16 protein-coding genes are annotated in these 13,666 nt (G+C 27.9%); 14 read left to right on the plus strand and 2 right to left on the minus strand.

Annotated features, from left to right (window positions below; all coding sequences use genetic code 11):
• Window positions 1-98: 98 nt before the first annotated feature.
• Genes ABNT65_RS10815 through ABNT65_RS10825 form a run of 3 tightly spaced genes read left to right on the plus strand, consistent with a single transcriptional unit; the run spans window position 99 to window position 745 of the window.
• Window positions 99-317, plus strand: a complete 219-nt coding sequence (locus tag ABNT65_RS10815) for a hypothetical protein (RefSeq protein ID WP_348737843.1) — start codon at window positions 99-101, stop codon at window positions 315-317.
• Window positions 318-361: 44 nt separating this feature from the next.
• The gene (locus tag ABNT65_RS10820; protein ID WP_348737842.1) at window positions 362-550 is read left to right on the plus strand and encodes a hypothetical protein; all 189 of its coding nucleotides are present in this window, start codon (window positions 362-364) and stop codon (window positions 548-550) included.
• A 24-nt stretch (window positions 551-574) separates the two neighbouring features.
• Window positions 575-745 carry a hypothetical protein gene (locus tag ABNT65_RS10825; protein WP_348745838.1) on the plus strand — a complete coding sequence of 57 codons (171 nt, stop codon included), beginning with the start codon at window positions 575-577 and terminating at the stop codon, window positions 743-745.
• A 112-nt stretch (window positions 746-857) separates the two neighbouring features.
• Here ABNT65_RS10825 and ABNT65_RS10830 read toward each other — a convergent pair whose 3' ends face one another.
• Together ABNT65_RS10830 and ABNT65_RS10835 are read right to left on the minus strand one after the other, a co-directional pair.
• Window positions 858-1,649 carry a hypothetical protein gene (locus ABNT65_RS10830; RefSeq protein ID WP_348737840.1) on the minus strand — a complete coding sequence of 264 codons (792 nt, stop codon included), beginning with the start codon at window positions 1,647-1,649 and terminating at the stop codon, window positions 858-860.
• Window positions 1,646-2,206, minus strand: a complete 561-nt coding sequence (locus tag ABNT65_RS10835) for a sigma-70 family RNA polymerase sigma factor (RefSeq protein WP_348737838.1) — start codon at window positions 2,204-2,206, stop codon at window positions 1,646-1,648. Before ABNT65_RS10835 ends, ABNT65_RS10830 begins: the two co-directional genes overlap by 4 nt.
• A gap of 336 nt (window positions 2,207-2,542) precedes the next feature.
• Here ABNT65_RS10835 and ABNT65_RS10840 point away from each other — a divergent pair, with 336 nt between their 5' ends.
• The 11 genes from ABNT65_RS10840 to ABNT65_RS10890 all read left to right on the plus strand — a co-directional run bounded on the left by ABNT65_RS10840 (window position 2,543) and on the right by ABNT65_RS10890 (window position 13,636).
• Window positions 2,543-3,049 (plus strand): hypothetical protein, encoded by a 507-nt coding sequence (locus ABNT65_RS10840; RefSeq protein WP_348737836.1) that lies wholly within the window; start codon window positions 2,543-2,545, stop codon window positions 3,047-3,049.
• Entirely contained in the window at window positions 3,025-5,730 is a 2,706-nt protein-coding gene (locus ABNT65_RS10845) for a CHAT domain-containing tetratricopeptide repeat protein (protein WP_348745839.1), read from the plus strand. The genes ABNT65_RS10840 and ABNT65_RS10845 overlap by 25 nt, the downstream gene beginning before the upstream one ends.
• Before the next feature lie 114 nt (window positions 5,731-5,844).
• A complete protein-coding gene (locus ABNT65_RS10850) occupies window positions 5,845-6,021 on the plus strand; it encodes a hypothetical protein (RefSeq protein WP_348745840.1) in 177 nt (58 codons plus the stop codon).
• Between the two features lie 68 nt (window positions 6,022-6,089).
• A complete protein-coding gene (locus ABNT65_RS10855) occupies window positions 6,090-6,257 on the plus strand; it encodes a hypothetical protein (RefSeq protein WP_348737832.1) in 168 nt (55 codons plus the stop codon).
• 84 nt (window positions 6,258-6,341) lie between these two features.
• Window positions 6,342-6,569, plus strand: coding sequence for a hypothetical protein (locus ABNT65_RS10860; protein WP_348745841.1), 228 nt, complete (start codon window positions 6,342-6,344; stop codon window positions 6,567-6,569).
• Between the two features lie 31 nt (window positions 6,570-6,600).
• Complete coding sequence (locus ABNT65_RS10865; RefSeq protein WP_348737830.1) at window positions 6,601-6,768, plus strand: hypothetical protein; 168 nt, start codon at window positions 6,601-6,603, stop codon at window positions 6,766-6,768.
• 895 nt (window positions 6,769-7,663) lie between these two features.
• Window positions 7,664-8,857: a cysteine peptidase family C39 domain-containing protein gene (locus ABNT65_RS10870; RefSeq protein ID WP_348745842.1), complete on the plus strand. Its 1,194-nt coding sequence runs from the start codon at window positions 7,664-7,666 to the stop codon at window positions 8,855-8,857.
• A 95-nt stretch (window positions 8,858-8,952) separates the two neighbouring features.
• The gene (locus ABNT65_RS10875; protein WP_348702372.1) at window positions 8,953-9,189 is read left to right on the plus strand and encodes a hypothetical protein; all 237 of its coding nucleotides are present in this window, start codon (window positions 8,953-8,955) and stop codon (window positions 9,187-9,189) included.
• A 127-nt stretch (window positions 9,190-9,316) separates the two neighbouring features.
• Window positions 9,317-9,904 carry a 2OG-Fe(II) oxygenase gene (locus ABNT65_RS10880; RefSeq protein WP_348745843.1) on the plus strand — a complete coding sequence of 196 codons (588 nt, stop codon included), beginning with the start codon at window positions 9,317-9,319 and terminating at the stop codon, window positions 9,902-9,904.
• A gap of 140 nt (window positions 9,905-10,044) precedes the next feature.
• Entirely contained in the window at window positions 10,045-10,755 is a 711-nt protein-coding gene (locus ABNT65_RS10885; protein ID WP_348702369.1) for a TIGR00730 family Rossman fold protein, read from the plus strand.
• 55 nt (window positions 10,756-10,810) lie between these two features.
• Window positions 10,811-13,636, plus strand: coding sequence for an aminopeptidase (locus ABNT65_RS10890; RefSeq protein ID WP_348745844.1), 2,826 nt, complete (start codon window positions 10,811-10,813; stop codon window positions 13,634-13,636).
• The last annotated feature ends 30 nt before the right edge of the window (window positions 13,637-13,666 follow it).

The following is a 13,666-nucleotide window of genomic DNA, read 5'->3' on the forward strand; positions in this document are numbered from 1 at the left end:
TTTGTTAGAACAAAATCTTTCATTTTTTCGCGAAAAAAAGACATAAGCTTTGAGTGTCTTTAAAGTTCAAAGTATATTTTATTTTAAAAAATTTAATAATGAAAAAACAAATTTTAAACCTAGGAAAGTCTTTAAACAAGGTAGAACAAAAGTTAATTAACGGAGGTGGTGCTCCAGGCGTACCTGGAGATGCTACACAAGAAGAATTATATCAATGGTGTATAGACACTTGTAATTGGAAGCAAGAAACTTATCAACTACGTGAACCTGAAACATACTCAGGATGTATTAACAGTTGTGAAACTACTTACGCATAACAATTTAATTAAAAAGCATACTATAAAATTTTAAAAATACAACAATGAAAAAACAAATTTTAAACTTAGGAAAATCTTTAACTAAAAATGAATTAAAAACTGTTAACGGAAGTGGTCCAATACCGGATGGGTGCATTACTATATGTGTGTATCCAGAACCACAGAGACAAGATATAATTAATGACCAATTAAGAAGATTTGGTTACGATTATTCTAATTGTAACTGTAATTAACATAAATATTAATTCTTTTAAGTAATGAAAAAGCAAATTTCTACCTTAGGAAACCTTTTAAGTACTAATGAACTAAAATCAATTAAAGGTAGTAATGAATCATATCAATATGCTTGTTGGTGTGTCGGGCATTTTCTTGGGTATGTTTTAGAACAATCTGATTGCGAATGTTGGACTGACAGACCTAAGTTATAACATTAAAAAATGTTTTGCTTACTACTATAAACTATAGAATACAATAACAGATGAAGCTATAATTTAAATTCTAGTTTTACTAGAAAAAATTATAGCTTCTTAGTTTAAACTTTTAATTCAATTCCTCCAATAGCTTTTTTGCTTCTTTATTTTTATAGTATGATTTTTCAATAATAAGCTTAAGAAGTGATTTCGATTTTTCTAGCTCGTTCATTTTTACATACAATAAAGCTTTATACCAATATCCTTTTTCTGAGTCAATAAAATCACTTTTTATTAGCGTATTTAATGTTTCTTCCGCTTTTTTATATTGTGCTAGTTCAATATGAGCTATTGCTTTGTATAAATATATGGTACCACTCTCCTTAGGTTTTAATTTTAAAAACTCCACATATACTTTTAAAGATTTTTTATACTCTTTATTCTTAAAAAATTTTTCTCCATCAATCAAGTCTCCTTCATCTTCTCCCCTACTTATAAAAGTGGGTAATTCTTCTAAGTTTATATACTCTGAAAACAAGCCCTCATTAGAAAAGTTTTTTTTCTTGCCAAAATTTAAAACATTAAATAAAATTAAAATCGCCGCAACAACTCCTGAAAAATACCAAAGCCTCCTAACTTTACTCTTATTTTTGTATTGGTTTGCTACTTCATCAATCGTTTTCTTTATAGATCTACTTTCTTCACTACTAAAATTATCTACCCATTTCTTTACTTCATCAGAACTATTTTCAGCAAAACTCCAATCATTCTCATCCAATGACTCGTAAAGTTGTTTTTCAAGCCTGTATTTTTCCTTAAATTCTTTATCAGATTTCAAGCGATTTAAAAACAACTCATTTTGTTCTGGCGAAAGAGTATTTTTTATAAACTTCTCAATTAAAATATCATCTTCTAAGCTCATACATCTTTAAGGCTAGTATATCTTTTATCTTTTTTTATTAGCTCAGTCAACTTTTTTTTACACTTAAAAACTCGCTGTCTAATTACACTTTCTGAATTATATTCAGTTTCTTTCATTATTTCTGCATAGGATGTTTTAGCAAAAAACAATGTCAATATTTTCTTACAATTGGCCGTTAAAACACCTAATTTTTCTACAAACAACTCTTGTCTCTTCTGCTCAACTAACGCCAATGAATCTTCATATTCATCTACATACTGTTCAAATATTTCATTATTTGTTACCCTTTTTTTATGTTTATTTAATTCTCTCCTCCATAAATTCTTACAAACCGTAAATAAATACGCTTCAAAACTCGTTGTTATTTCAAACTTTTCTTTTTTATAACGAACTGCTAATTGTAACAAAGCTCTTTGAAAAATATCCTCCGCATCTTCTTTAGATCCTTTATTCTGTATAACAAACTTTTTAACCACTGGAAAGTTTTTGTTATAAATAGTTAGTATTTCTTTTTCTTTTCCTTTTATCAATGCATCTAAAAAAATAGCTCCTTTCATATGCTTATATTTATTATTTTCAAAAGTCACATGTAACCTCAGGTGTTAAAATAATCAATCTAATACAAAATGATTATTGCCAACATATTAGTTTCATTATTTTTTTTCACTTCATTCTAAACAAAAATAGAGTTTTATATTAGTTGAAATTAAGCTATATCAACTTATTATGTAAAAATTAACTTTTAAATTAATTAAAGCTACCTTCAAAAATTACCGTTTTTTATAATTAATACCTCATATTAACCCCTGTTAAAATAAAGTTTTATATTTACCTCGGGGTAACATTTCTGTTGTACTCGAACAGAAACGTAGAGAAAACAAAATTTTAATATCATGAAAAAAGTTAAGCAACTTCTTTTTTTATTTTTTTTAGCATTTATATCTAGCTGTCAAAACAATGACAGTATAGAAGTTATCCAAGAAATAAAAAATACAAACAATCTATCCACAGTCAATAAATCAACAAAAAAAAACACTAAACAGTTACAAAAATTTGGAGGGCCTATTAGAATTGATAATGACAATTTTCAGACAGTGAATATTGTTTATTTAAGCAACCTAAGCAGCTCAGAAAAAAATAGTTTTAGAGCTCAAATAATGAGAAACTCAAACCTATCTATAGATTGGTATGCTTGTCCTCAGGATGGTAATACTGAAATATGGCTTATAGATGGCTGGTTAAGATACAATGACAACCAAGTTCAAACTACAAAAGTTTTTATTTTACCTCCAGGAACTGTTGGTGAAACGGAGTTAGACGATGATATATCTGAACCTCGTCATATTTATGTTAAATGGAAAGCTAGCAAAACAGCATGCTCAATAAACGGTCTACCATAAAACATATAAAAAGAAACACCAAGGCCAAGATAAGACTTATTATAACCTTGGTGTTATTTTACACTACTTTCTATAATAGTGTTTTCTCACAAGTACCTAATACTATACAAAGAACCGATAGTTTACTAAATTCCTTAATAAAAAATAAAAGCTATGAAAAAGCAATAAATATTTCTCATGATTTATCTATAAAAAAATACAAACATAAGCAGCTATTTCAAGCTATTAAATACAGTTTGATAGAAAAAAAAGCTTATGAAGAGAGTAATATTATAAATAAACCGTTTATTAATTGTTTATATAACCTAGGTTTTTTTTACTACAAAAACGCTTCTTATAATAATGCTATCAATTTTTACTCTAAAGTAATTAGTCTAAATATAGATAGTATTCAAACCGCAAAAGCGTATTGCGAAATAGGAAGAACATATAACAAAACAGGTGATTTTTTTAAATCTATTAACTATTATAAAAAAGGGATTGATTTATTAAAGAAACTAAATAAGAAAAAGATACTACTTAAAAAGTATTTAAACTACTCTATAGTTCATCTTAATGTAGGGTCTAAAAAATCGTTCATAGAACGCTTTAAAATCTTAAAAAAAGCCTCTTTATTAATCACCAAACAAACTCCTTACAAAGTAAAACACACACTTAATAATCAATATGCTAATTATTACAATAAGAAGGAGGGTTTTGATTATTATGAAGCTAAAAAATACTATTTAAAAAATATTGAACTAAACAAAAAACATAAAGATACTCTTCTTTTAGCTGAAACCTACAACAACTTATCTGACCTTTATATAAAGCAACAAAATGATAGTGCTCGTTTTTTTATTAATCAAGGGTTATTACTTGTTAAAAAAGGTATTTCTAAAGCTAGACTTCACGACAATTACAGTCAGTTTTATTTAATAAAAAACAACCTTAACAAAGCGTTAGAACATATTGATTTATCCATTAAAGAAAATCTTAAAACAACCCCCAACTATCAAAACGAAATAAATAGAACTAGTTTATTTAAAAATCCTTTCAAATATCACCTACTCCATTGCTTTAACAAAAAAACTGAAATTTTAATTAAACTATTCCAAAATAGCAAAGAACCTTCTTTTTTAGAATTAGCATTAAATTCAGTTAAAAACGCCACAAAACTTATAGGTATTTTACAACAAAGCAGTACTGAATCTAAAACTAAGCTACATTGGAGAACCCATGCTTTCGAAACCTTTTCTAATGGAAGCTATATAGCCAAACTGTTACATAACGACTCGATGCTTTTTTATTTCATGGAAAAGAGCAAAGCACTCTCTTTAACTGAAAGTATTGTATACAATACGCAACTTTCATTTTTACCAACTCATGTAAAAGAAAGAGAAAATAATTTAATGAAAACTATTTATGCTCATGAAGACGCCTTAGATAATCTTAAAAACAACTCTAAAAAGAAAACAATTCAAAATGCTCTTTTTTCTGCCAAACTGGAATACGACAAGTATATTGATTCCATTAAACCTTTATTTAATGATTATTTTAAAAATAAAGTTAATATACAGCTAACCTCCTTAAAAGAAGCACAGCTAAATATACCTAACCATAAATCAGCTATTATTTCATATACTTGGAATGAAATTTACAATAAAATACTAGGTATTGTAATTTTAAAAAACAAAACTTATTCTTTTAAAATAGATTCAGCACTAACTACAGGTCATAAAATAGAAAAATACAAAAAGCTTATCTCCTCTCCTTTTATTAAAAAAAGAGATTTAAAAAGCTTTCAAAAAACATCATTTAATCTTTACCAAACCCTTTTTCCCTCTGAAAAAATTAGACAGCTAGTCCTCAATAAAAATCTATTAATTGTCACTGATGGAAAATTACACGATATGCCATTTGAAGCATTAATCACTAAAGAAAACACAAACAACTACCTAATTAACACTAATAATACTAGTTACACTTACTCCATGTCTTTTTTAAAGTATAATAATATAAAAAGGCGTAAACACACTAGTTCATTTATAGGTTTTGCTCCTGTAAACTTTAATAATTCTGGTAATAGTTTGCAAAATTCCGAAAAAGAAATCCGTACAATCAAAGAAATTATTGGAGGGAAAGCTTTCAATAAAAAAAATGCTACCAAAGAAACTTTTTACTCAGAAACATCACAATCAAAAATAATTCACTTAGCTACACATGCCAATGCATCTAACAAACCTTGGATTGGTTTCTATAATGACACTTTATTTCTTCACGAACTCTACACTCATAAAATCAATGCCAATTTAGTTACTTTAAGTGCTTGTGAAACCACTTTAGGAGAAACTATTGTGGGAGAAGGGGTTTTTAGCCTTGCTAGAGGCTTCTTTTTTTCTGGTGCAAAATCTGTCACATCCTCACTTTGGAAAGTTAATGACAAAGCTTCACAACAAATAATGGAAGAGTTTTATAGAAACTTAAAAAAAGGACAACATAAAAACACAGCTCTTACTAATGCTAAAAGAACTTATATAACTAATAATTCTCTTTCCGATTCTTCGCCTTATTATTGGGCTTCTTTCATATTAATTGGAGACTCAAACTCAATCGAGTTCTCTAATAAAAATTACATTCTTATTTACATTTTATTAGCTCTTTCTTGCTTTTTACTATTTTTTCTCAAAAAAAGAGGGTAACAACTTCCTTATTATTTAACATTAGATAAAACATTGTTCTTTACAACCTAATAAGTATACATAACTTATTTAGTTGAACAATATTAATTGATAAATATTTAAAACTAAGTTATCATGAAATCTAAAATTTTAAAAGTGGGAAAAAGCTTAAATAAGAAAGAATTAAAAAACATTAAAGGAGAGCTTGATAACAATTGCCCTCCTCAAACGCTTAATAATTGTTTTACTGGACCATTCCATTGTAATATTCATCAACTACCAATTTGCCCACCAATTAATAACGAAAATTAACACAAGACATACAGCTTGAGTGTCTATAATAGTTCAAGTAAACTTAACAACTAAATACACTATAAAAAATGAAGAAATCAATTTTAACCTTAGGAACCACCTTAAGTAAAGAGTCACAAAAGGTAATTAATGGCTCAGGAGCAGCTCCAGATTATGATTGTAGAATTGAATGTTATCCTGATAACAAGAGACATATTTTAATAGCATGTGGATGCTATTTTAATGGACAAGTATAATTAGAAACAATCTTTCGCGAAGGTAGACACAAACCTTGAGTGTCTTTAAATGTTCAAGGAGTTTTCACTAAAAACTCATTAAAAATGAAAAGCAAAATTTTGAAACTAGGCAAAAGCTTAAATAAAAATCAACAAAAACTTATTAATGGAGGTAAGAGCCCAAATGACAAGTTAAACACTGATGGAGTTAACACCTCAACGCTTGGTTGCTCAGATGGTAGCACCCCACATTACACTTGTATTAACAATACTATTGTAGGTTATTGTTTAAATGGACAAATTATACAAGGTCCAGGAGGACATTGTTTATAATAATTTAATAATCATTAAAACATATAAAAAAATGAAGAAATTAATTTCTACCTTAGGTAAAGTTTTAAATAAAGAAGAACAAAATAACGTTTTCGGAGGTTTTAATAACATAGCAGAATGTTATGATTACTGCATCAGAAACTCAGCAGATAGAATGGAGTTAGGAGAATGTTTTGATCAATGTCAGATTATATTCTAAAAGAGGTTAAAATAACTACAACCAATACAATGACCAGATTTTTCTGGTCATTTCTTTTTACAAAACACTTATAACTTATCAAAAAGCAAACTCAGCTAACTTAAAATTAGCTAAACACCACTTATTTAACATTGAAAAACTTATAATTAAAGAAATATAAATTATTTTATTTCCGTTGTTTATTTTTACTATACAGATCTTCTAAAGGAATTAATATTTTTTCACGTTCTTTCTGAGTTTGGTTACCAAGTGGATTCCATTATAGAACAACTTTAAATATGTATCCTTTATCCCCAAAGAGTTTACCTTATATATTATGAACTGTTTAAATCTAAGCAGATTTTTATCACCTACACTACCTTTTTGTAGCCATCAAATCAATAATCCCTCCTTTTTATTGGTAATAGCATAAGCTTAAAACCATAAAAAGAATATTATCCTCTTTGAGCAATACCTTTAAAGGTTTTATCTTCTAAATTTCTTTCTTTATTACATATTTTTAAGTGGAGTAGAATCAATAAAACTAATTCCAGTACAATATGGTATTTATAGAAATAATGGAGAACATTATAATTGACATATGGTTTGGCTGTGAAACAACACAAAAGCAAAAAATAAATGATTCTAAATTATACCTTATAAGGACAATAATCCAGCTATCCACCTCATTGCGTAACTATTAAAAATTAACTACATATTATTAAATATTAACCAATCCTTATTTATTTTACGTTTTTAAAATTAAAAACAACTATTTTTAAACAAAAACTTATGATTAAAAAAAAGTCAAAAAACAGAGTATTACTTCTATTTCCTCCTTAAAATTATAACATTTCCCATAAAGAATCTAAAACTAGACTAACATTAATAGATATTGCTAACTATAAAAAATATTGTGACAAATTCAACAACCAACCTAGTATTAAAACTACTTCAAAAGAATTCTATCCTGCTAAATGAAAAAGAATTTATTTTTCAAATTAAAAACCACTCATCTTACCCTAGTATTGATGCTATTACTAGTGTTTTAGATCATTTTAATATAGAAAATATAGCTGCTGAAGTACCTACCAACAAAGAAATATTAAAGCAACTACCTAATTACTTTATAGCAGAGCTTAAAAACTCTAGTGACGTAAAGGAATTTGTCTTGGTAGAAAAAGAAAAAACTAACTGTGTGTTATACTCCTCTGAAAACACAAAAAATACGCTTTCAGAAAATGATTTCTTAACCAAATTTACAGGTGTCATTATTGCTATTGAGGAATTAGAAAAAAGTGAACTTTCTTCTCAAAAAAATACTAGTACATTTCTTTTTAGCACTATATTAGTAGCTCTTCTATTTTTTATCCTTTATACAAGTACTTCTTCTTTTCAACTTATAGCAATACTAATCGCAATAGTTCTTACTATATTATTTATGTGGTTTTATATTAAACCTATAAAAATTGAAAACAAAAAACTAAAAAAGGAACAAGTAGTAAACTCTAAATTTAAACAGAACTTTACTGTTTTTAAAATGCTATTAAACGAAACTCCTATAATAAAAACTTATATTAAAGGTAACAATGATATTATTTTAGGAAATCTAAATGCTAAAATTGAAATAACAGTAATTATTACACCGCTATCCGAACAGTGTAGGTCTATTTCTAAACAGCTAAAAAAAATACTCAATTCATATGGCGAAAATATTAAAATAAGAGTTCGTTTTAACACAAACAATCAAAACCCTAAAGTTTTTAAAACATGTGTTAGTCTTTTAAATATTTTCAAAGAACAAGGGGAAAAAGTCTATTTACAAGCTTTACACGATTTATTTGATATTCCTACTCCACTTGAAAAATGGCTATTAAAATGGGAAAATCTTACTAATCAAACAGAACGAGAAAGCCAATTGAAAAAACAAAATTTATGGTGTCAAGAAAACCTACTTAATTTTACCCCAGAATTTTTAATAGGCGGTCAGTTATACCCTAAAGAATATCATTTTGAGGATTTATTTCTTTTCATTGAAGAATTAAATGAAGAAAACCAAAATACTTCATCTCACCTAACTTATTTTGATGATAAAATCATTTTCAATTAAAAACAAATAAAACATTCTTTCGCGAGGAATAGACACAAACCTTGAGTGTCTTTAACTGTTCAAGGGGTTAGCCATCTTTATTAAATCATTTAAAAATGAAAAAACAAATTTTAAAATTAGGAAAAGAATTAAAGAAACAAAGCCTAAAAACCATTAATGGAGGTCAAATGGTGTATTGTGTAAGTAACAAAACATGGTACAACATTGGAGTTCCTGGTCCTGGTTTACCTGAAGACTGCCATACTCCACCAGGTGGAGAAGATACTTCAGATCCTTGTACTCCTGTATGGCAAGGTATACCTGGAGGTCCAGGTCAATGGGGATGTATATAGAAAAACAAAAGTTTTTTATACTTAATACAAAACAATATAGAGCAGGAACCATACCCTGCTCTTTAATATAAAAGTATTTCTATATACTAAAATAGTCCTTTATCAAAAAAACTAAAAAACAAATACTATGAGCTTTTTAATACAAGAAAAAAAACACAACGCCATAGGAGGATGGCATTTTGAACCCGAAGCTTTTTCCGAAGAGGAAATTGAAAAAATACACCAACTAGCTGACAAATTAGATTTTAAAAAAGCAGTATTAGCCTCTGGATCAAACAATAATGATGAATATAGAAAAAGTGAAGTAAAATGGCTAACTTCTCAAATGGAAGGAGCTTATTGGTTATACCAAAAGTTTGCAGAGATTTCTATAAAGGCCAATAACAAACTTTGGCAGTTTGATTTAACAGGAATGCTTGAAAATATACAATATGGTATTTACCGTAGTGATGGAGGACATTACAACTGGCATATGGACGTTGGAGGAGGCTCTACTCATAAACGTAAAATCAGTATTGTGCTCCAACTATCCGATCCAGAAGAATATGAAGGTGGTGAATTAGAAATGTTTGTTAGTAAAGACGTACAAAAAATCCCTAAAATCAAGGGCGCTGTATTATTATTTCCTTCATATTATATGCACAGAGTAACCCCTGTTACCAAAGGAGAAAGAAGATCTATAGTATTATGGGTTTCTGGCCCTCCATTAAGATAAAAAACAATTATTTTTTACTATTGAATCGTTAAATTTTAGCTTAAATTCATTTTTAAATGCCAAAAAACACTAAATTAGCAGGCTTGCTAAAAAACTAGCTTTAGCCATACAATTGTTAAATACATTAAAAAAATATGAGTATGAGTCCGAATGACGATAGAAAAATTAGAGAAAAGTTACAACAAAAAACATGGAATGAAATAAAAACCAATGACTCTTGGGCTATTTTCAAAATAATGGCTGAATTTGTTGATGGTTATGAACGATTGAGCAAAATTGGCCCATGTGTATCTATTTTTGGTTCTGCACGTACAAAACCAGATCATCCTTATTATAAATTAGCTGAAGAAGTTGCTTTTAAATTAACTCAAAATGGATTCGGTGTTATTACCGGTGGTGGACCTGGTATTATGGAGGCAGGTAATAAAGGTGCCCATAGAGGAAAAGGAACATCTGTAGGATTAAATATAGAATTACCTTTTGAACAACATGACAATCCTTGGATTGATCCTGGTAAAAGTCTAGATTTTGACTACTTTTTTGTTCGTAAAGTTATGTTTGTAAAATATTCTCAAGGGTTTGTAGTAATGCCAGGTGGTTTTGGAACTATGGACGAACTTTTTGAAGCTATTACGCTTATTCAAACTAAAAAAATTGGTCGTTTCCCAATTGTTTTGGTTGGTAAAAAATTCTGGAGTGGTTTAATTGACTGGATTAAAAATACACTTTTAGAAGAAGGAAACATTAGTCCTGAAGACTTAAAATTATTTAGAGTAGTAGATACTGCTGATGAAGCTGTAGAGCATTTCAACAAATTCTATGCTAAATACAAATTAAAACCTAACTTCTAAAAAAATAATTTATATTTAGAACTCGTTACTAAAAGTAACGAGTTTTTTTTGGAGTATGCTATACAAACAATTTTGGCTTTTATTTTTTATAAGCTTTTTTACATGGAACAACCTATTTTCTCAAACTAATACCATTGAAGCTAATGTGCTTTTACATAACAACAAAAGTACATTAGATATACAGCAAAAAATTATTTTCTACAACTCCTCTAACACTCCTTTAAAAAAAGTAATGCTCCATAACTGGGCAAATGCTTTTAAAAATAATGATACACCATTAGGAAAACGATTTATAGAAGACTATAAAAAAGATTTCTATTTCTCAAAAGAAGAAGATAGAGGATATTCTACTATTAGAAACTTATCTGTTAATTACAAAAAGGTAAACTTTAAGGAAGCAACGGCTCCTGATATTGTAGAGGTACAACTTAACAAACCCTTATTACCAAAAGATAGTGTACAAATTTCACTATTCTACACTATAAAAACTCCTAACTTAAAGTTTACTGGATACGGAAAAATTAAAAATGGCTACCATTTACGTTATTGGTTAATTGTTCCTGCCATATACCAAAATAACAAATGGCAAACTATGAGTAACTTAGATATTGATGACCTTTATCAAGATGTTGCCAATTACCGTATTCATATTGATGTTCCTAAAAAGTATACACTAGAAAGTAATTTATACCAGTATAAAACCCCTAAAGATAGTATTAACAGCTATTATTTAGTTGGTCATAAAAAGAAAGATGTTATTATAAACATCAGCACAAAAAAAAGATTCAAATCGTTTAAAACCAAACATCAAGAAATTAAAACGGATGCATTTAGTGGTCACATTTCTACCAAAGAAACTTCTCTAATAATTAATCAACAAATACAATTTATTCAAGAACATATTGGTAAATATCCACACCCTGAAATTTTTGTTGATGCTAACACTGTGGGTAAAAACTCACTTCATGAACTCTATGGTATTCCTAGACAATTAAAACCTTTTCCTAAAAATTTTAGGTGGGAAATTAATTTCTTTAAAGCATTATGTTCTAAATACATTGACGATGTTTTAATTCAAAATCAACGAAAAGACTATTGGTTTTCTAAAGGTGTACAAACTTTTTTAATGATGGAATACTTAAAAAAATATTATCCTAAAGTAACACTATTAGGTAAATATTCTAAGTATTGGCCTATTAAATATTATAATATCAGCAAAATAAACCAGCAAGATAAGTTTGCTTTTATGTACCAGTTTAGTGCTCGTAAATTTTATGACCAAGCTTTAAATATCTCGGCAGATTCTTTGTCTAACTTTAATAGAAAAATAATCAGTCAATATAAAGCTGGATTAGGTTTTAGATATTTACAAGATTTTATAGGAGATAGTATTTTACAAAAATCTTTAAAAGAATACTTATATAAAAGTCATTTAAAATTAAGCTCTCCTAATAACTTTTTAAAAACGTTACAAAACAATACATCAAAAGACATCAACTGGTTTATAAATGGTTATTTAAAAACTAATAAAAAATTAGACTATAAAATCACTAAAATAAAACAAACAAAAAATAAAGACTCTTTATATGTTACTATAAAAAACAAACGTAGTTTCTCTGCTCCTGTTTCTTTATACGGTATTAAGAAAAAGCAAATAACCTTTAAAACTTGGGTTACTGGGGTAGATTCTACTAAAACTGTTAAGATTGAGAAAAATGGTTTTAACCGACTGGCTTTAAACTATGAAAATATTTACCCTGAATATAATTCTTTAGATAACTTTAGAAAAACTGACAATAGACTTTTAAATAAACCTTTACAATTTCGTTTTTTTAAAGATTCTGAAAACCCATATTATAACCAACTTTTTTACTACCCTGATGTTAAATATAATTTATATGACGGAGTTATTCTAGGCGTTAAAATAAACAACCAACCACTAATTCCACATAATTTTGAATTTACATTAACCCCAAACTATAGTACTAAAAGCAATAATTTTACAGGCTCGTTTTCATTTGGATACAACCATTTCTTTCTTAAATCAAATATTTACAGAATTAGATATGGAATTGGAGGTAGTAATTTTCATTATGCCCCAGAGTTAAGTTACAATACCTTAGTCCCTTCTGTTAGTATAGAATTTAGACGAAAAACATTAAGAGATGTAGGCTCTAAGTTTTTTACTACTCGCTTATTTTATATTAGAAAAGAAGTTAAAAAAGGAGATCCAGTTACAGAACAAGATAGATACAAAGTTTTAAATTTTAGATACATATATAACAAACCTGATATTATTAAAAGACTTCAGTATGCTGTAAATTTAGAGATTGGAAATAACTTCACAAAGTTCTCTACGGATATTCGCTATAGAAAGTTTTTTGACAACCACAGAAGTTTTGACTTACGTTTTTTTGGAGGTATGTTTATTACTAATAACTCTATAGGTGATTATTTTAGCTTTGGCTTAAATAGAAGTTCTGATTATTTATTTGAACACAACTTATTTGGTCGCTCGGAAAACTCAGGATTATTCAGTCAACAGTTTGTAATATCAGATGCAGGCTTTAAATCTAAATACGATACCAATAAAACTGCTAATCAATTTGTAACTGCTATCAATACCAGTGTAAGTATATGGAGATGGATTGAAGTTTATAATGATGTTGCTATGTTAAAGGACAAAAACAGTTATCCTGAATTCTTTTATGAAAATGGAATAAAACTAAACTTTCTACCTAATCTATTCGAATTTTATTTTCCAATATATACCAATAAAGGCTGGGAGTTTAATAAAACTGCTTATCCTTCAAAAATTAGATTTGTAATTACCACCAACTTAGATAGAGTTTATAATTTTTTTAGAAGAGGGTTACTTTAAGCATACAAACTTACATTACTTAAAATGATT

It is taken from the genome of Tenacibaculum sp. 190524A02b (genome assembly GCF_964036645.1).
GTDB lineage: Bacteria > Bacteroidota > Bacteroidia > Flavobacteriales > Flavobacteriaceae > Polaribacter > Polaribacter vairaonense.

Bases quoted from the DNA above. Each gene is read 5' to 3' on its own strand.
- ABNT65_RS10825 (WP_348745838.1), top strand. From the start codon at position 575: ATGAAAAAGCAAATTTCTACCTTAGGAAACCTTTTAAGTACTAATGAA.
- ABNT65_RS10845 (WP_348745839.1), top strand. From the start codon at position 3,025: ATGCTCAATAAACGGTCTACCATAAAACATATAAAAAGAAACACCAAG.
- ABNT65_RS10855 (WP_348737832.1), top strand. From the start codon at position 6,090: ATGAAGAAATCAATTTTAACCTTAGGAACCACCTTAAGTAAAGAGTCA.
- ABNT65_RS10815 (WP_348737843.1), top strand. From the start codon at position 99: ATGAAAAAACAAATTTTAAACCTAGGAAAGTCTTTAAACAAGGTAGAA.
- ABNT65_RS10875 (WP_348702372.1), top strand. From the start codon at position 8,953: ATGAAAAAACAAATTTTAAAATTAGGAAAAGAATTAAAGAAACAAAGC.
- ABNT65_RS10850 (WP_348745840.1), top strand. From the start codon at position 5,845: ATGAAATCTAAAATTTTAAAAGTGGGAAAAAGCTTAAATAAGAAAGAA.
- ABNT65_RS10860 (WP_348745841.1), top strand. From the start codon at position 6,342: ATGAAAAGCAAAATTTTGAAACTAGGCAAAAGCTTAAATAAAAATCAA.
- ABNT65_RS10840 (WP_348737836.1), top strand. From the start codon at position 2,543: ATGAAAAAAGTTAAGCAACTTCTTTTTTTATTTTTTTTAGCATTTATA.
- ABNT65_RS10820 (WP_348737842.1), top strand. From the start codon at position 362: ATGAAAAAACAAATTTTAAACTTAGGAAAATCTTTAACTAAAAATGAA.
- ABNT65_RS10885 (WP_348702369.1), top strand. From the start codon at position 10,045: ATGAGTCCGAATGACGATAGAAAAATTAGAGAAAAGTTACAACAAAAA.
- ABNT65_RS10890 (WP_348745844.1), top strand. From the start codon at position 10,811: ATGCTATACAAACAATTTTGGCTTTTATTTTTTATAAGCTTTTTTACA.
- ABNT65_RS10865 (WP_348737830.1), top strand. From the start codon at position 6,601: ATGAAGAAATTAATTTCTACCTTAGGTAAAGTTTTAAATAAAGAAGAA.
- ABNT65_RS10880 (WP_348745843.1), top strand. From the start codon at position 9,317: ATGAGCTTTTTAATACAAGAAAAAAAACACAACGCCATAGGAGGATGG.
- ABNT65_RS10835 (WP_348737838.1), bottom strand. From the start codon at position 2,206: ATGAAAGGAGCTATTTTTTTAGATGCATTGATAAAAGGAAAAGAAAAA.
- ABNT65_RS10830 (WP_348737840.1), bottom strand. From the start codon at position 1,649: ATGAGCTTAGAAGATGATATTTTAATTGAGAAGTTTATAAAAAATACT.